This window comes from Bifidobacterium samirii (assembly GCF_003952945.1).
Lineage (GTDB): Bacteria > Actinomycetota > Actinomycetes > Actinomycetales > Bifidobacteriaceae > Bifidobacterium > Bifidobacterium samirii.
In genome coordinates, this window is sequence record NZ_QXGK01000021.1 from 1 (window position 1) to 17,034 (window position 17,034).

At 68.4% G+C, this 17,034-nt stretch carries 16 protein-coding genes and 6 tRNA genes; 3 read left to right on the forward strand and 19 right to left on the reverse strand.

From position 1 onward, the window contains the following. Positions 1–103 precede the first annotated feature (103 nt). Complete coding sequence (locus D2E24_RS08815; RefSeq protein ID WP_125968972.1) at positions 104–1,129, forward strand: aquaporin; 1,026 nt, start codon at positions 104–106, stop codon at positions 1,127–1,129. Here D2E24_RS08815 and D2E24_RS08820 read toward each other — a convergent pair. From D2E24_RS08820 to D2E24_RS08905, 18 genes are all read right to left on the reverse strand, one after another. Continuing rightward, positions 1,046–1,339, reverse strand: a complete 294-nt coding sequence (locus D2E24_RS08820; protein WP_125968973.1) for a DUF3017 domain-containing protein — start codon at positions 1,337–1,339, stop codon at positions 1,046–1,048. The two genes, D2E24_RS08815 and D2E24_RS08820, sit on opposite strands and share 84 nt — an antisense overlap. A 154-nt stretch (positions 1,340–1,493) precedes the next feature. Continuing rightward, a complete protein-coding gene (purH, locus tag D2E24_RS08825; protein ID WP_125968974.1) occupies positions 1,494–3,122 on the reverse strand; it encodes a bifunctional phosphoribosylaminoimidazolecarboxamide formyltransferase/IMP cyclohydrolase in 1,629 nt (542 codons plus the stop codon). Next, positions 3,070–4,431 (reverse strand): cell division protein PerM, encoded by a 1,362-nt coding sequence (locus D2E24_RS08830; RefSeq protein WP_241222943.1) that lies wholly within the window; start codon positions 4,429–4,431, stop codon positions 3,070–3,072. Before D2E24_RS08830 ends, purH begins: the two co-directional genes overlap by 53 nt. Positions 4,432–4,456: 25 nt before the next feature. After that, positions 4,457–5,386: a succinate--CoA ligase subunit alpha gene (sucD, locus tag D2E24_RS08835; RefSeq protein WP_125968976.1), complete on the reverse strand. Its 930-nt coding sequence runs from the start codon at positions 5,384–5,386 to the stop codon at positions 4,457–4,459. After that, a complete protein-coding gene (sucC, locus tag D2E24_RS08840) occupies positions 5,386–6,606 on the reverse strand; it encodes an ADP-forming succinate--CoA ligase subunit beta (RefSeq protein ID WP_125968977.1) in 1,221 nt (406 codons plus the stop codon). Before sucC ends, sucD begins: the two co-directional genes overlap by 1 nt. A 26-nt stretch (positions 6,607–6,632) precedes the next feature. After that, positions 6,633–7,214 carry an adenine phosphoribosyltransferase gene (locus D2E24_RS08845; RefSeq protein WP_125968978.1) on the reverse strand — a complete coding sequence of 194 codons (582 nt, stop codon included), beginning with the start codon at positions 7,212–7,214 and terminating at the stop codon, positions 6,633–6,635. Positions 7,215–7,351: 137 nt separating this feature from the next. Next, complete coding sequence (locus D2E24_RS08850) at positions 7,352–7,735, reverse strand: preprotein translocase subunit YajC (RefSeq protein ID WP_241222947.1); 384 nt, start codon at positions 7,733–7,735, stop codon at positions 7,352–7,354. 120 nt (positions 7,736–7,855) lie between these two features. Next, on the reverse strand, positions 7,856–8,917 hold the full coding sequence (gene ruvB / locus D2E24_RS08855) for a Holliday junction branch migration DNA helicase RuvB (protein WP_125968982.1): 1,062 nt from the start codon (positions 8,915–8,917) through the stop codon (positions 7,856–7,858). Between the two features lie 7 nt (positions 8,918–8,924). Continuing rightward, positions 8,925–9,557, reverse strand: a complete 633-nt coding sequence (gene ruvA / locus D2E24_RS08860) for a Holliday junction branch migration protein RuvA (RefSeq protein ID WP_125968983.1) — start codon at positions 9,555–9,557, stop codon at positions 8,925–8,927. A gap of 113 nt (positions 9,558–9,670) precedes the next feature. Next, on the reverse strand, positions 9,671–10,261 hold the full coding sequence (gene ruvC / locus D2E24_RS08865) for a crossover junction endodeoxyribonuclease RuvC (protein ID WP_125968984.1): 591 nt from the start codon (positions 10,259–10,261) through the stop codon (positions 9,671–9,673). Positions 10,262–10,268: 7 nt separating this feature from the next. Beyond that, on the reverse strand, positions 10,269–11,024 hold the full coding sequence (locus D2E24_RS08870; protein ID WP_125968985.1) for a YebC/PmpR family DNA-binding transcriptional regulator: 756 nt from the start codon (positions 11,022–11,024) through the stop codon (positions 10,269–10,271). 109 nt (positions 11,025–11,133) lie between these two features. Continuing rightward, positions 11,134–13,167: a threonine--tRNA ligase gene (gene thrS, locus D2E24_RS08875; RefSeq protein WP_125968987.1), complete on the reverse strand. Its 2,034-nt coding sequence runs from the start codon at positions 13,165–13,167 to the stop codon at positions 11,134–11,136. Between the two features lie 215 nt (positions 13,168–13,382). Next, a tRNA-Gly gene (locus D2E24_RS08880) sits at positions 13,383–13,455 on the reverse strand. A gap of 28 nt (positions 13,456–13,483) precedes the next feature. After that, a tRNA-Ala gene (locus D2E24_RS08885) sits at positions 13,484–13,556 on the reverse strand. A gap of 32 nt (positions 13,557–13,588) precedes the next feature. Beyond that, a tRNA-Val gene (locus D2E24_RS08890) sits at positions 13,589–13,661 on the reverse strand. Between the two features lie 42 nt (positions 13,662–13,703). After that, a tRNA-Val gene (locus D2E24_RS08895) sits at positions 13,704–13,775 on the reverse strand. A gap of 45 nt (positions 13,776–13,820) precedes the next feature. Then, positions 13,821–13,891, reverse strand: a tRNA-Cys gene (locus D2E24_RS08900). A 31-nt stretch (positions 13,892–13,922) separates the two neighbouring features. After that, positions 13,923–13,995: transfer RNA gene (locus D2E24_RS08905), tRNA-Gly, on the reverse strand. Positions 13,996–14,155: 160 nt separating this feature from the next. Between D2E24_RS08905 and D2E24_RS08910 the strand changes: the two genes are divergently transcribed. Beyond that, the gene (locus D2E24_RS08910) at positions 14,156–15,064 is read left to right on the forward strand and encodes a PAC2 family protein (protein WP_125968988.1); all 909 of its coding nucleotides are present in this window, start codon (positions 14,156–14,158) and stop codon (positions 15,062–15,064) included. An 18-nt stretch (positions 15,065–15,082) separates the two neighbouring features. Here the strand turns inward: D2E24_RS08910 and D2E24_RS08915 are convergent, their stop codons facing one another. Beyond that, positions 15,083–15,982: an undecaprenyl-diphosphate phosphatase gene (locus D2E24_RS08915; RefSeq protein ID WP_125968989.1), complete on the reverse strand. Its 900-nt coding sequence runs from the start codon at positions 15,980–15,982 to the stop codon at positions 15,083–15,085. A 178-nt stretch (positions 15,983–16,160) separates the two neighbouring features. Here D2E24_RS08915 and D2E24_RS08920 point away from each other — a divergent pair, with 178 nt between their 5' ends. After that, positions 16,161–16,952: a fructosamine kinase family protein gene (locus D2E24_RS08920; RefSeq protein ID WP_125968991.1), complete on the forward strand. Its 792-nt coding sequence runs from the start codon at positions 16,161–16,163 to the stop codon at positions 16,950–16,952. Positions 16,953–17,034: the final 82 nt, after the last annotated feature.

Genomic DNA, 17,034 nt, shown 5'->3' on the forward strand with positions numbered 1-17,034 from the left:
CTCTCCCGCCGGGGGAGCGGGAGATGTGTATAAGAGAGGCAGGGCTGGTACTATGGCACACGTTCGGCGGGCCAGACCCGCGACAACTACACCAAGGAACAACATGACCGTCATCGAACAACACGACACCACGACCACCACCCCGGCGACGCGGACGCCGCCGGCAGCACGCGTACTCGCCGAATTCGCCGGCACCTTCGTCATCTGCCTCGCCATCTACGCCACCGGCTCGTTCGGCACCGCCATCCTCGGCCTCAACATGGCGTTCTTCGTCCTCGCCACCGCCGTCGCCTACGCGGCCGTCACCGCCATGCTCGACAAGGTGTGCGCCGGACACTTCAACCCCGCCGTCACCGTCGCCGCCATGCTCGTCTCCCGCATCGGCATCGTCGAGGGCATCGCCTCCATCATCGCCCAGGTCGCCGGCGCGGCGCTCGCTGGCGGCATCCTGACCCGTATGCTGCCCACCTCCGACTCGGTGAGCGTCAAGACGTGGATCACGCCCGCCGTCAACGGCTTCGACGACGGTTCGGCCATCTACGCGTACTATCTGAGCAACATCAGCGGCATCTCGTTCGGCATCGTCGCCGCCATCGTCGTCGAGACGGTCGCCGCGGCCGTGATCGTCGGCATGTTCATGTCGTCCACCACCGCCGACGGCCGCCCCACCGCCCGCTATGCCGCCGCGATGGGCGCCGCCTACGGTCTGGGCGCCGCCGTGTGCTATCCGATCACCAACGCCGCACTCAACCCGGCCCGCGCCACCGGCATCGCCCTGTTCGCCCGCAACCAGGGCCTCAACGTCGAACCGCTCTCCCAGCTGTGGGTCTTCTGGGTATGCCCGCTGCTCGCCGCGGCCGTCGTCGCGCTCGTGATGATCGTCGCCCAGATGGCGTCCGGCGCCGCCAAGTCGCGCCGTGACGCCGCTGCCGCAGCCGCGTTCCCCGTCGCCGGCGAGGATCCGGCCGAGGAAGCCGAGCCCGGATACGGAAACGCCCCGACCGCCGAGGTGGCCGGGGCCGACGGTCCCGCCGTGGAGGCCGGATCAGGCGAGCATGAGGATGCTCAGGTAGGTGACGAGCAGTCCCAGTCCCAGTCCGATGCCGATGAAGGCGTCGAACGCGACTGAGCGCACCTTCCACGGGCTGCGTTCGCGCAGGATCAGCCGCAGCAGCCCGGTGACGATGGCCGCGACCGCCATGATGGCGGTCGCGGCCATCGTGTATCCGAGGGCGGCGACCGCCACCGCGGCGACGACGACGGCCGCGACGGCCCATTCGAACCAGGGCGCGCCCTCGTGGGCTTCGGACACGTGCGGCGCGTGCGGACGGTCGGTCATGATGCTCCCCTTCCGCGGCCCGACGGCCGCCTGGGAAATCGTATGGAACGGAAAACGACGTCGTCCGCCGCATGGGCGCGGCGGACGACATGGAACCGGCCGGCGGGACGCGGCGCGATCGGGGATGATTGCGCCGCGTCCCGCCGGATGCCGATCAGTGGAAGAAGTGGCGGGTGCCGGTCAGGTACATGGTCACGCCGGCCTTCTTCGCGGCCTCGATGACCTCCTCGTCGCGGATGGATCCGCCCGGCTGCACGATCGCCTTCACGCCGGCCGCCATCAGCGTCTCGGCGCCGTCGGCGAACGGGAAGAACGCGTCGGACGCGGCCACCGCACCGGTGGCGCGGTCGGCGCCGTCGGCCAGCGTGTTGGCGCGCTCGACGGCCAGATGGCACGAGTCGACGCGGTTGACCTGGCCCATGCCGATGCCGACCGTGGCCTGGTCGTGCGCCAGCAGGATCGCGTTGGACTTCACGCAGCGCACCGCGCGCCACGCGAACACGAGGTCCTTGAGCGTGGCCTCGTCGGCCGGCTCGCCGGAGACGAGCTTCCACGAATCCGGATCGTCGCCCAGCGCGTCGATGAGGTCCATGTCCTGCACGAGCAGGCCGCCGTCGATCTGACGGAACTGGGTGCGGCCCTTGACCGGCTCGGCGACCTTGAGGATGCGCAGGTTCTTCTTCTTGGTGCGCAGCAGTTCGAGCGCGTCGTCGTCGTACGCGGGCGCGACGATGACCTCGGTGAAGATCGGGCGCACGCTTTCGGCCATCTCGAGCGTCACGGTGCTGTTGCACGCGATGACGCCGCCGTAGGCGCTGACCGGGTCGCACGCGTGGGCCTTGCGGTGCGCGTCGGCGGCGGTCTCGCCGATGGCCAGACCGCACGGGTTGTTGTGCTTGACGACGGCCACGGCGATGGCGGGGGCCATGTCCCACACGGCGCGCCAGGCGGCGTCGGCGTCCACGTAGTTGTTGTAGCTCATCGGCTTGCCGCCCAGCTGCTCGGCGTGCGCGAAGCCGGTGCGGTCCAGCGGGTCGAGGTAGAGCGCGGCCTGCTGGTGCGAGTTCTCGCCGTAGCGCAGCGTGTGCGCGCGGTCCCAGGTGCGGGTGAACGTGGCCGGGAACTTCGCCTCGTTCACCTCCTCCTCGCCTTCGGCGGCCGCGGACGCCACGGTGGCCGGCTTGGGCCAGTGCTTGGCGGTCCACTCGTTGATGGTCGCGTCGTAGGAGGCGGTGTGGGCGAACGCCTTGCCGGCCAGCCAGCGGCGCTCCTCCAGGGAGAAGCCGGTGCCGTCGGCGATGCGCCCGGCGACCAGCGCGTAGTCGGCCGGGTCGGTGACGATGGCGACGGTCGCGCTGTTCTTCGCGGCGCCGCGCACCATGGACGGGCCGCCGATGTCGATCTTCTCGATCGTGGCGGCCTCGTCGGCGCCGGAGCGCACGGTGTCGGCGAACGGGTAGAGGTTGACGACCACCAGGTCGAACGGCTTGATGCCGAACTCCTCCAGCTGGGAGGCGTGGTCGGGGTTGGTCATGTCGGCGAGGATGCCGGCGTGGATGTGCGGGTCGAGGGTCTTGACGCGGCCGTCGAGGCACTCGGGGAAGCCGGTGACCTGCGACACCTCGGTCACGGCCACGCCCAGTTCGGCCAGACGCGCGGCGGTCGAGCCGGTGGACACCACTTCGGTGCCGGCCTTGATGAACGCCTCGGCCAGGACCTCGATGCCCTCCTTATGGAAGACGGATACCAGGGCCCGTCGTATCGGTCGGTTCGTGTTCGTCATCCTGTTCCTCCTTGGTTGCTGCTGCTGGTTCATGCCCGGAATCGGGCGCGCTTGTCGCCGTCCGCGCCTGACGCGGTGCGGCCGTCCCGCCTGAGGACGACGTCGAGCGGATCCGTCCCGAAATCCAGCGTATCCCGAAAACGGCGGCCACGCCAACCACGGCCAGCAGCCATGCGGCGAACAGGCCGACCGCGGTGGGACGGGCCACGCTCTGGGTGGATCGGATCACGTCGACGCCCAGATGGGCGAGACGCTCCTTGCCGAGCCCTCCATCGGACAGGAGGAACACGAGCGAGGAGACGAGGGAAAGCACGGCGGCGACGATGCAGAATGCGCCGGCTGGATAGGCGAGCGACTCGATGAGCCGCGGCATGTCGACGGGGCCGGGCGCGGCGATGCGCACGGCGAAGCCTCGACGGTGCCAGAGTGCGACGCTGCCCGCGACCAGTCCGCAGGCCAGCGGCAGCACGAGCAGGACCATGCGGATCCGCTCGTCGGCGACCGGCTGGGGCAGGACGCCGAACACGGGGATGCCGGGCAGTCCGGAGGCCTGCCCGTTCCACAGGGTGAATTCGGCGATGTCGCCGATGGAGAATCCGGCGCCGAACAGCCAGGACACGGCCCAGACGCACAGGTTCGGCAGCCATGCCAGGCAGGCGGCGGTCGTCAGGATGCGCGATCCCGTCCCCATGCCGATCAGTCCGTACAGGCGGACCACGGCCTCGTAGCCGGTCGCCGTCCAGACGATCACGGCGACGACGCCCATGATCGCATAGACGGCCAGCAGGACGGCCACGAGCCGCACGCCCACGCGAATCGCGCGCACGGCCGAAGCGCCCAGCGCGCGGCCCGCCGCGGCAGCGGCCTTGGCCACGAATGCGGATCCGGGCACGACGGCCCACAGGTATCCGGCGGTGAACACGAGCGCGCAGCGCAGCAGAATGAGCCACAGCGGGTCGTTCATGTGCACGTCGGTGGCGTGGTGCAGCATCGCGTCGGCGGCCAGCCATGCCGCCAGCCCGGGCACGTAGCCGGCCATGCCGCACGACATCCTGCGCGCGAAGGCGCGCACGAGCGCGACGAGCAGCACGGTCAGCAGCAGCGGCGTGAGCGTCAGCTCGACCGGTTCGATGAGGAACCCGTTGCCCTGGGCGAGCAGCACCACGGCCTCGGCCAGCGGCATCGTGTATTCGGACAGGTTGTCGCCGCCCTCCTCCATCGATACGACCAGCAGCATCAGCGCGATGAAGCAGGCGAGGGAGACGGCGAACACCGCGAGCGAGGCGAGGGCCGCGCCCGCGCCACGCATCCATTGACTGACGGTACGGCCCATATCAGCGGATGCCGCGCTCCGCCAGGACCTCGCGCATGATGTCCGCGGTCTGGCCGGGGGTGCGTCCCACGCGGATGCCCACGGATTCGAGGGTGTCCTTCTTGTCCTGCGCGGTGCCCTTGCCTCCGGAGACGATGGCGCCGGCATGGCCCATCTGCTTGCCTTCGGGGGCGGTGAAGCCGGCGATGTAGGCGACGACCGGCTTGGTCATGTGCTCGGCCGCCCAGCGTGCGGCGTCCTCCTCGGCGCTGCCGCCGATCTCGCCGATCATGACGACGGCGCGCGTCGCCTCGTCCGCCTCGAACGCCTGCAGCGCCTCGAGCAGCGTGGTGCCGACGATCGGATCGCCGCCGGCGCCCAGGCATGCGGTGAAGCCGATGTCGCTCAGCTCGCCCATCAGCTGGTAGGTGAGCGTGCCCGACTTGGACACCAGGCCGAGCGGACCGCGTCCGACGATGCCGTCGGGGATGATGCCCAGGTTCACGCCGTGGGCGTCGGGCGTGGACGGCAGGGTCATGAGGCCCGGGCAGTTGGGGCCGACGATGCGCACGCCCTTGCGCAGCGCCAGTTCGACGAAGTACGCGGAGTCGGCCACCGGGATGCCCTCGGTGATGACCACGATCAGGCCGATGCCGGCCTCGACCGCCTCGACGACCGCGTCACGGGCGAAGCGCGGCGGCACGAACACGACGCTCGCCTGCGCGCCGGTCGCCTCGCGCGCTTCGGCGCAGGTGGCGAACACCGGCACGGACGCATCGGAGCCGTCGGGATTGGCGCCGGGGAACGCCACGGACGTGCCCGCCTTGCGCGGGTTGGTGCCGCCGACGATGTTGGTGCCGGCGCGCAGCATGCGGGCCGTGTGCGTCATGCCCTGATGTCCGGTCATGCCCTGGACGATGACCGGCGCGCCGTCTTCGATGAACAATGCCATCAGTCGTTCTCCTTTGCTGCCTGTTCCGCCTTGGCCTCCAGCGCGTCGGCCGCGATGCGGGCGGCCAGATCCGCGGCTTCCTCCATCGTCGCGGCGACGCGGATGTTCGGGTTGTCGGCCGCGGCGAGCGTGGCGAGGCCCTCCTCGGCGGCGTTGCCGTCGAAGCGCACGACGATCGGCCTGACGACCGGCAGGCGGTCCATCGCCTCGAGGATGCCTTCGGCAACCTGCTCGCAGGACGTGATGCCGCCGTACACGTTGACGAACACGGATTCGACCTTCGGGTCGGCCAGCACGATCTGCAGGCTGGTGCACATGACCTCCGCGGACGCGCCGCCGCCGATGTCGAGGAAGTTGGCGGGTCTGACGCCGCTGCCCTGCTCCTCGCCGGCGCCGGAGACGGCGTCCAGGGAGCTCATGACCAGTCCCGCGCCGTTGCCGATCACGCCGACCTGGCCGTCGAGGTGCACGTAGTGCAGGCCGTTCTCCTTGGCCTTGGCCTCGTACGGGTCGGCGTCGAGGTCGCCGGAGAAGCGGGTCCAGCCGTCGTGGCGGAAGGCCGCGTTGGAGTCGAGCGAGATCTTCGCGTCGAGCGCGCACAGGCTCTTGGACGACTCGTCGTCCGGGTCGCCGATCTTGGCGAGCGGGTTGATCTCGACGAGCGTGGCGTCGTTCTCCTTGAACACCCGCCAGACCTTCAGCAGCACCTGCGCGGCCTGCTCCTCGTCGGCGTGGTAGAAGCCGATGCTCTCAGCCATGCGGCGGGCGGCCTCGATGTCGAAGTCGTCGAGCGCGTTGATGTGCAGGCGGCGCACCGCCTCCGGATGCTCCCTGGCGACGGTCTCGACCTCGGTGCCGCCGTTGGCGGTGGCGAGCACGTCGTAGTCGCGCGACGAGCGGTCCACGGAGATCGACACGTAGTACTCGTGCAGGATGTTCTTCGCCTCGGCGACGATCACGCCGTTGACCTTGTGGCCGCGGATCGTCATCGGCAGGATGCTTTCGGCAAGCAGCACGGCCTCGTCGCGGTCGTGCGCCAGCTTGACGCCGCCGGACTGGCCGCGGTGGCCGGTCTTGACCTGCGCCTTGATGACGCACGGATAGCCCAGACGGTCGGCGGCCTCGGCCACCTCATGCGAGTTCTGGGCGTAATAGGACTTCGGCGTGGGGATGTCCTGCTCCTCGAGCAGCTCCTTGGCCTGGTATTCGTACAGATCCATGAATTCTTCCTATGTCTTCCTGCCGGTCAGGCGGGCATGGTGACCAGCGTGGTGACGGGGACGTCGCCGAGTCGGGCGATGCCGTCGAGGCCGTCGAGTCCCATGACGAAGCTGTATCCGGCGACCTCTCCCCCGGCGCGCCGGATCAGGTCGGCGGCCGCCTTGGCGGTGCCGCCGGTGGCGATCAGGTCGTCGACGATCAGCACGCGCTGACCGGGACGGACCATGTCGGCTTCGATCTCGATGCTGGCGGTGCCGTATTCCAGATCATAGGACTCGCCGATGGTCTCGGGCGGCAGTTTGCCCGCTTTGCGGACGGGGACAAATCCCTTGCCGAGCCGGGCGGCCAGGGCCGGACCGAACAGGAAGCCGCGCGATTCGAGGCCGGCCACCGCGTCGAATCCGTCGGCGGGCACCGGCAGGGTGCGCTCGAGCGCGTCGAACAGCAGGCCGAGCGCCTTGGGGTCGGCCAGCACCGGCATGAAGTCGCGGAAGACGATGCCTTCCTTGGGGAAGCCGGGGATGGAGCGGATGAGGGATACGACGTATCGGGCGTCCTCCTCGCCGATGGCCTTCAGGCTTTCGATGGTGATGTCGGACTGCGTCATGGGATGCGTGCCTCCGGATGATGGTCGGTGACTGTCGGATGAGGCCGTCGCGGGGACGATTGCCGGTGGACGGCCTTGGTAATCATGACAGCTCGATATGCGGGCGCATATCGAGCTGTCGGAAGTGATGCCGCGGACTACTTGGAGGAGTCCGTCTCGGTCTCGGCCGGGGTCTCGGCGGCCTCGATGGCCTGATCGATCGGGGTCTGGGCCTCATCGTCGTCGACCGGCAGCGGGTTGCCGTTCTCGTCGACCTCGTCGTCGCTCACGTAGGCGGGGCGCACGTATTCGCGGCTGATCGCGTTGAAGGAGAAGCGGATCGGGGAGCCTTCGGAGTCGATGATGATCTCCTCGTACTGCACGTCGACGGACACGACCTTGCCGATGATGCCGCCGATGGTGATGATCTCGGTGCCCGGCTGCAGGTTCGCGCGGAAGTCCTGCTTCTCCTGCTGCTGCTGCTTGGCCTTCTTGGACTGCCACCACATCATGGCGATCATGGCGACCAGGAACACGATCATGATGATATTACCGGGCAAAGCGCTACTCCTCATGGTTGTGGTTCATGGGCCGGCGCTCGGCGCCGGTCCCGCACTGCTTCGCGGCGCCGATGATCGCCGGCGCCGTCCAAGTCACCGAGTCTAGGCCAGCTTGCTGACATCGCTCTGCGGCTCCAGCCCCAGGTGGGCCCATGCCTTGCCGGTGGCGATGCGGCCTTTGGGCGTGCGCAGCAGGAACCCCTCGCGCACGAGGTACGGCTCGCACACCGTCTCGACGGTCTCGGACTCCTCGCCCACCATCGCCGAGAGCGTGTTCAGGCCGACCGGCCCGCCGTTGAACTGGCGCACGATCGCGTCGAGCACGGCGATGTCGAGCCGGTCGAGGCCCTCGGCGTCGATCTGGTAGAGCTCCAGGGCCTCCCTGACGTCGTCGGGGCCGACCTCGTCGAGGTCGTGCACGATCGCCCAGTCGCGCACGCGGCGCAGCAGGCGGTTGGCGATGCGCGGCGTGCCGCGCGAGCGCACGGCCATCTCGTAGGCGGCGCCCTCGCCCAGCCGCACGCCCAGCACGGCCGAGGAGCGTTCGATGAGCTTCTCGAGCTCGCCGTGCGGGTAGAAGTCGAGGTGCGCGGTGAAGCCGAACCGGGCGCGCAGCGGCGAGGGCAGCATGCCCTCGCGGGTGGTCGCGCCGATCGCGGTGAACCGCGGCAGCGTCAGCGGGATCGACGTGGCGCCGGGTCCCTTGCCGACCATCACGTCGACGCGGAAGTCCTCCATCGCGATGTAGAGCAGCTCCTCGGCGGCGCGCGGCAGACGGTGGATCTCGTCGATGAACAGCACCTCGCCGGTGTCCAGCGAGCTGAGGATCGACGCGAGGTCGCCGGCGTGCTGGATGGCGGGGCCGGACGTGACGCGGATCGGCACGCCGAGCTCGTTGGCGACGATCATCGCCAACGTGGTCTTGCCCAGTCCGGGAGGCCCGGCGAGCAGGATGTGGTCGGGCGGCACCTCGCGCTTGCGGGCGGCGTCGAGGAACAGCTGCAGCTGGGCCTTGAGCAGCGGCTGGCCGATGAAGCCGTCCAGCGCGTGCGGGCGCAGCTCCTCGTCGCTGACCGGCTCGTTGCCGATCGGCGCGGCCGACACCATGCGCAGCGACTCCTCGTTGGCGCCGGTGTTGGTCTGGGCGTCGTATTCCATCGTCATGCGTGCGTCACCTTCCACGGTCGAGGGAGGTCAGGGCGAGCCGCAGCACGCGCGGCACGTCGTCGGGGTCGAGCGGCAGCGGCACCTCGTGGTCGGCGCAGACGGAGTCCACGGCGTGCCTGGCGTCGTTCTGCCGCCAGCCGAGCGAGACGAGGCCCTCGACCACCTGGGTGAGGTTCGGGTCGCCGTCCGTCGCGGCCTTGGCGGCCGCGGCCGCCGGCGCCGCGCCTTCGATCGAGGCGAGGTCGATGGACCCCTTGAGCTCGAGGATGATCTTCTGGGCGCCCTTCTTGCCCAGTCCCGGCGCCTTGGCCAGCGACGTCGCGTCGCCGTCGGCGACCGCGCGCGCCAGCCGGTCGGCCGGCAGCGTGGACAGCAGCGACAGGGCGACCTTGGGGCCGATGCCGGACACCTTCTGCAGCTGCAGGAACATGCGCTTGGACGCCTGCGACGAGAACCCGAACAGGGTGATCGCGTCCTGCGAGACGCTCAGCGACGTGTACACGCGCGCGTCCTGCCCGGCGTGCAGCGACGCCAGGTCGGCCGAGGGCATGCGCGTCTCGTACCCGACTCCCCCGACCTCGATGAGCGCGACGTCCGCGCCGACCTCCACGACGCGGCCCTGCAGCATGCCGATCATGCCGACCTCCCGTCAATCCAGAACCTAGATTCGAACATCTGTTCGATACAGTGTAGCGGATGCGGCCGTCCTGTGCGACCAGCGCGTCGCCGGCCGTACGGGACGGCCGGCCGCTACATGCCGCGGTCCGCGTTGCGGCCGCTGCCGCCTCTGCGCGAGCGCTGCGCGGCCATCGCCCACTGACGCTGGGCCGGCGTCAGATGCTGCTCGCGCTCGCCTCCCTGCAGCGCGCCCTGCGGACGCAGCGCGTGGCAGATCGCCACGGCGAGCGCGTCGGCGGCGTCGGCCGGCTTGGGTGGCTCGTTGAGGCCCAGGATGCGGGCGACCATGCGTTCGACCTGCGCCTTCTCGGCCTTGCCGTTGCCGGTGATGGCGAGCTTGGATTCGGTCGGCGTGTGCAGGGCCACGGGGATGCCGCGCTGGGCTGCGGCGAGCATCGCCATGCCGGCCGCCTGCGCGGTGCCGAGCACGGTGTTGCGGTTGTCCTGGGCGAACACGCGCTCGATGGACACCGCGTCGGGCGCGAAGCGTTCGATCTTCTCGCTCAGTCCCTCGTAGACGGCCAGCAGGCGCAGGTCCTGCGACTGGTCGGGCGACGAGCGGACCACGTCGACGTGAATAAACGAAAGCCGGCGGTGCGCGCCGGCTTCGATCACGCCGACCCCGCAGCGGGTGAGCCCGGGGTCAACGCCAAGGATGATCACTGGATGACTACTCCTCGTCCAGCTGGGCCATGACCTCGTCGGAGGCGGTCCAGTTGGAGTAGATGTTCTGCACGTCGTCCAGGTCGTCGAGCTTGTCGATGAGGTTGGAGACCTTGCGGGCGTCCTCGAGGGTCAGCTCGACCTCGTTCTTCGGACGCATGACCATGTCGGCCGAATCGTAGTCGAAGCCGGCGTCCTGCAGGGCCTGGCGCACGGCGTGGAGGTCGGACGGGTCGGTGACGACGGTGAAGACGTCGCCGTCGTCCAGCACGTCCTCGGCGCCGGCGTCGCCGGCCTTCTCGAACAGGTCGTCGAAGTCGACGCCCTCGGCCGGGACCTCGATCTGGCCCTTGCGCTCGAAGTTGAAGCTCACGGAGCCGGTGGTGGCGAGGGAGCCGTTGCCCTTGGACAGGGTGGAGCGGACCTCGGCGGCGGCGCGGTTGCGGTTGTCGGTGAGGCACTCGATGATCAGGCCGACGCCGGCGGGCGCGTAGCCCTCGTAGACGATCTCCTCGTAGTTGGCGCCGCCGGCTTCCTCACCGGAGCCGCGCTTGACGGCGCGCTTGATGTTGTCGGCCGGCATCGAGGCCTTCTTGGCCTTGTAGATGGCGTCGTACAGGGACGGGTTGCCGTCCGGGTCGCCGCCGCCCATGCGGGCCGCGATCTCGATGTTCTTGATGAGCTTGGCGAACAGCTTGCCGCGCTTGGCGTCGATGGCGGCCTTCTTGTGCTTGGTGGTCGCCCACTTGGAATGACCTGACATGAATGTGCTCCTAGCAGGTAAAACGATTGAATGGTGACAAACGGGACGATTTTATGGCGCTTATACGACAAGCCCGACTCGTCCCGGGGCCGGGCCCGTCGCGTGGAGGCTACTCGCCGACCGCGGCGCGGAAGTCGTCGGCCGAGTTGACCTGGGCGTGGGAGGCGATGACCTTGAGGATCTGCTCGCGCGCCTGGTCGACCGGCATGCCGTTGAGCTGGCTGCCGTCGCGGAAGCGGAAGCTGACCGCGTTGTTGGTCATGTCCTCCTCGCCGACGATGAGGATGAACGGCACCTTCGACTTGGAGGCGTTGCGGATCTTCTTGCCGAAGCGGTCGTCGGAATAGTCGATCTCGCAGCGGACCATCTCGTCCTCCAGGGACTTGACGAAGCCGGCCAGATGCGGCGCGAACTCGTCGGCCACCGGGATGCCGAGCACCTGCACGGGGGCGAGCCACGCCGGGAACGCGCCGGCGTAGTGCTCGAGCAGGATCGCGAAGAAGCGCTCGATCGAGCCGAACAGGGCGCGGTGGATCATCACCGGGCGCTGGTGCGTGCCGTCGGCGGCGATGTATTCGAGGCCGAAGCGCTCCGGGAGGTTGAAGTCGAGCTGGATGGTCGACACCTGCCAGGTGCGGCCGATCGCGTCGCGCGCCTGCACGGAGATCTTCGGGCCGTAGAAGGCCGCTCCGCCCGGGTCGGCCACGAGCTCGAGGCCGGACTCCTTGGCGACCTCGGCCAGCGTGTTGGTGGCCTCCTCCCAGATCTCGTCGGAGCCGACGAACTTGTGCTCGTCCTTGGTGGACAGCTCGAGGTAGAAGTCGTTCAGGCCGAAGTCCTTGAGCAGGCCGAGCACGAAGGCGAGCAGGCTCTTGAGCTCGTCGCGCATCTGCTCGCGGGTCACGTAGATGTGGGAGTCGTCCTGCGTCAGGCCGCGCACGCGGGTCAGGCCGTGCACGACGCCGGACTTCTCGTAGCGGTAGACGGTGCCGAACTCGAACAGGCGCAGCGGCAGCTCCTTGTAGGAGCGCTGGCGCGACTTGAAGATGAGGTTGTGCATCGGGCAGTTCATCGGCTTGAGGTAGTAGTCGAAGCCCTGCTTGGTGACGTTGCCGTCCTCGTCGCGCTCCTCGTCCATGCGCATCGGCGGGTACATGCCGTCCTTGTACCAGGACAGGTGGCCGGACACCTCGTACAGGTGGCCCTTGGTGATGTGCGGGGTCTGGACGAACGAGTAGCCGTGCTGGCGGTGCAGCTGGCGCGAGTAGTCCTCCATCGCGTTGATGATTGCGGCGCCCTTGGGGTGGAACACCGCCAGGCCCGGGCCGATCTCCTCAGGGAAGGAGAACAGGTCCATCTCCTGGCCCAGCTTGCGATGGTCGCGCTTGGCGGCCTCCTCCATGCGGGTCTGGTAGTCCTTGAGCTCCTCCTTGGACGCGAAGGCCACGCCGTAGATGCGCTGCAGCATCGGGTTGGCTTCGGAGCCGCGCCAGTAGGCGGCGGCGGCGCGTTCGAGCTTGAACGCCTTGATGTAGCGGGTGTTGGGCAGGTGCGGGCCGCGGCACAGGTCCTTCCACACGACGTTGCCGTCGCGGTCGACGTTGTCGTACATGCTCAGCTCGGCCTCGCTCACCTCGGTGGCGGTCTCCGGGTCGAGGTGCGCCTCCTTGTCCTTGATGAGCTCGAGCTTGTACGGCTGGTCGGCCTCCTCGGCCAGTGCCTCCTCCTCGGTCACCGTGCGGCGGCGGAAGGACTGGGCGGACTTGATGATGCGCTGCATGCGCTTCTCGATGTCCTTGAGGTCCTCGGGCGTGAAGTTCTCCTTCACGTCGAAGTCGTAGTAGAAGCCGTTCTTGATGACCGGGCCGACGCCGAGCTTGGCGTCCGGGCGGATCTCCTGGACGGCCTGGGCCATGACGTGGGTCGCGGAGTGGCGCATGATGGCCACGCCGTCCTCGCTGTCGAGGGCGATCGGCTCGACGACGTCGCCGTCGTGCAGCGGCGTGTACAGGTCGCGCGGCTCGCCGTTGAGACGGACGGCGATGATGTTCTTGTCGTCGGCGAACAGTTCGACGCCGGTGGCGGTGGCTTCCACCTCCTTCCGCGCGCCGTCGAGGGTTATGGAGATGGTAGCTTGCGCCATGATGTGTCCTTTGCTATCGGGGTCCGCGTTACCAATGTGCAGGCCTGGACTGGATTATCGACATGGACACGATAGGGACGGGCCGAGACATCCGGCGATCCGGCTCGCTCACTCCCCGTCGACCGGCTCCGGCATCGCCGCGGAGCCGGCCCGGAACGTCGGCGGTCTCTCCGCGGAAACGAAAAAAGGCTCCCTTTCGGGAGCCTTCCTATCGGAGCGGACAACGGGACTCGAACCCGCGGTCTCAACCTTGGCAAGGTTGCGCTTTACCAACTAAGCTATGTCCGCATGGGTGACGCCGGACGAACCGGCCTCGTGGAGCTAAGGGGATTCGAACCCCTGACCCTCTCCATGCCATGGAGATGCGCTACCAGCTGCGCCATAGCCCCGAATGCTGTACCGAACGGCCGCAAGCGGCCTGTGGGCGATGTAGGAATCGAACCTACGACCCCTTCGGTGTGAACGAAGTGCGCTAGCCGCTGCGCCAATCGCCCATGCTCTGTTCGGTTATGAACGCCGAATCGCTTCGGCATCCGTGGGCGATACAAGATTCGAACTTGTGACCCCTTCCGTGTCAGGGAAGTGCGCTACCACTGCGCCAACCGCCCGGGTCTGCGTGTTCTTCCGACCCCGCCGAAGCGGTGTCGTCCGAGAGGTGGGTACGAGAGTCGAACTCGTCTATACGGCTTTGCAGGCCGCTGCCTAACCGCTTGGCTAACCCACCGTGAAGGCGATGTCAACTCATCGGACCTTAGAGCGGACAACGGGACTCGAACCCGCGGTCTCAACCTTGGCAAGGTTGCGCTTTACCAACTAAGCTATGTCCGCGATGCAACCGGCGGCTTGTCGCTGCCTGAGCACGAGTGATTACTATACAGGCATCGGGCGGGAACGCAAACCACGGCGTGTCGCACTTTCCGGAAGGCCCGCGTACGCTACTGGCATAAGGGATTAAGGCCCCTCGCCCGCCCCGGTTACATTGGATGCTATGAGACCAGAGGCCCTTGAGAAGGAACCGATGCTGATCGCCGCGTTCGGCGGCTGGAACGACGCCTGTCAGGCGGCGACGGACGCGGTGCGCCATCTGACGTCCCGCTATCCGTCGCGCGAGGTGCGCACCATCGACGGCGACGGATTCTACGACTATCAGGCCACGCGGCCCATCGTCTGCTATGCGACCGGCCGCCGGCGCATCGTATGGCCGCAGACCACGGTGTACGACGTCGAACTGCCGCAGGGCCGGCATCTGTACGCCCTCATCGCGCCCGAGCCGAACTACCGGTGGCCGGCGTACTGCGCGCAGGTGCTGCGCATCGCCGACGAGCTGGACGTGAGGCGGATCGTCACGCTGGGGGCGATGTTCGCGGACTGCCCGCACACGCGTCCGCTTCCCCTCGACGTCGAGGACGGGTCGGCCGAGGCCGTCACCGACCCCGACCAGCGCTACAGCGGACCGGTGGGCATCCCCACCATCCTCGACGCGGCGGCCGTCGACGAGGGCTTCGCCACCTCGTCGATCTGGGCGTCCATCCCCCAGTATCTGGAGGGCGACGACTGCGCGGCCGCCACACTGCGGCTGCTCGACGCGATCGGCGACGTCGCCGGCGTCCCGATCGACGCCGGCGACCTGCCCGGCCGGGCAGGGGCCTGGCGCGAGGCCGCCGACGTGCTCGCGTCGACAGACGAGGCGCTGGCCGCGTATGTGAAGCGGCTCGAACGCGAGTACGACGCGCATGAGAAAGCCCGCCGGGAGGCGTCCCTCGGCGGGCATGCATGCAGGCAGCTGGTCATGGAGGCGGAGGCGTTCCTGCACAGCCTCGAGACCGGCCATGATGCGGACGGCGACGGGCGGGGCCCCGTCGGCGGCGTCGGCACGACGCACGACGGAACGGTCTGACCGGTACCGTCCGCCCCGTCAGGCCGCCGCTACGGCAGCGGCGGCCTCGGTCGGCGCGAGCACGCCGGTGAGCAGCAGGATCGCGACGACCGCGGCCAGCGCGATGCGGTAGATCGCGAACGCCTTGTAGGAGAACGTCGAGACGAACTTCAGGAATCCGATGATCACGATGTAGCCGACCACGAACGAGACGACGGTCGCGGCGATCGTCGGACCCCAGCCGGGGAACGGCGTGCCGGCCAGGTCGCCGGCCGCATAGTCCTTGACCGCGGACACGGCCTCCAGCAGGCCCGCGCCGAACACGGCCGGGATGGCCATGAGGAACGCGACACGCACGGCCGCCTCGCGCGTGTACCCCATCGCACGGCCCACGGTGATGGTGCCGCCGGAGCGCGAGACGCCCGGAATCAGGGCCATCATCTGGCCCAGACCGAAGAACACGGCCTCCTTGGCGTCCATGTCCTCGATGCGCTTGATCTGGCGTGCGCGGTCGTCGACGATCCACAGGAGGATGCCGAACACCAGCAGCACGGCCACGGTGATCCACATGTTGCGCAGCGTCGACTCGATCGCGTCCTTGAACGCGAGGCCGGCCACGAGGATCGGCATCGTGCCGGCGATGATGTACCAGCCGAGCAGCGAGTCCGGATCGCCCTTGCCCATCCGCGAGCGCCAGTCGGTGCCGTTGCGGCCGAAGAGGCAGGCGAACCAGTGGGTGAGGATGCGGATGATGTCGTGGCGGAAGTAGAGGAGGACGGCGAGTTCGGTGCCGATCTGGATGATGGCGGTGAAGGCGGCGCCGGGGTCGCTGCCGATCATGAGGTCGCCGATGATGCGGATGTGGGCGCTTGAGGAGACGGGGAGGTATTCGGTGAGGGCCTGGACGAGGCCGAGGATGATGGCTTGGAGGAGATTCATGTGCCCCTTCTTGTGGTGTTCCTTTGGTTTCGAGGGCCACGTGTGGTGCGGCCGGTCGGGTTACGGGCTCTAGGGTACTCATGGGTGCCTAAGTGCGCTCTGTACGGTGGGGTTGTCTTACGGGACGCCCACAATCGTGGGGTCGGCGCGGAGGTGCCGTGTCGTCAGGAGGTGCGTTATGGCTGGCAGGTATCGGAAGTCGCGGATGTGGGCGCCTGAGGGGTTCTTCGAGTGTGAGGGGCTTGGGTTGCGTTGGTTGGCGGGGGCCCGTGCGTCGGGTGGTCCGCGTGTGGTGGATGTGTTCGGCTGGGGTGCGGACCATCTGGATATCGAGCGGGTGTCGTCGTGTGCGCCGACGCCGTTGGCGGCGCATGATTTCGGTGTGGCGTTGGCGCATATGCATGATGCGGGTGCGTCGTGTTTCGGTGCGGCTCCGGATGGGTATGAGGGGACGTGCTATTTCGGTCCGTTGCAGGATCCGGTGCCGATGGATCGTGGGGATTGGCCGGATGCGGTGTCGTATTTCGGCGAGGGGCGTCTGCTGCCGATGGTGGAGCTGGGCGTGCGTCGTGGGGAGTTGTCTGCGGCGGATGTGGATCTGACGCGGCGTGTGGTGGAGGCGCTGCCGGATCTGATGGGTCGGGCGGCGTCGGATCGGCCGGCGCGTGTGCATGGCGATCTGTGGAGCGGGAATGTGATGTGGTCGGATGATTCGGGTGCGTGCGAGGCGGTGCTGATCGACCCGGCGGCGCATGGCGGGCATCGCGAGGAGGATCTGGCGATGCTGCATCTGTTCGGGATGCCGTTCCTGGATGAGATTCTGGATGGCTATGAGTCGGCGCATCCGTTGAAGGCGGGGTGGCGTGACCGGTTGACGTTGTGGCAGCTGTATCCGATCGCGGGGCATTGCGTGTTCTTCGGCGGCGGCTATGTGAGCGAATACCGCTCGATGTGCCGTTCCCTGCTGTAGACGCCGCCCCGGCCTGCCGGATCTTTCCGAACGCGCGCCCGACTACGCAAGGGTCGGGCACGCCGACGGGGCGCACCATGGC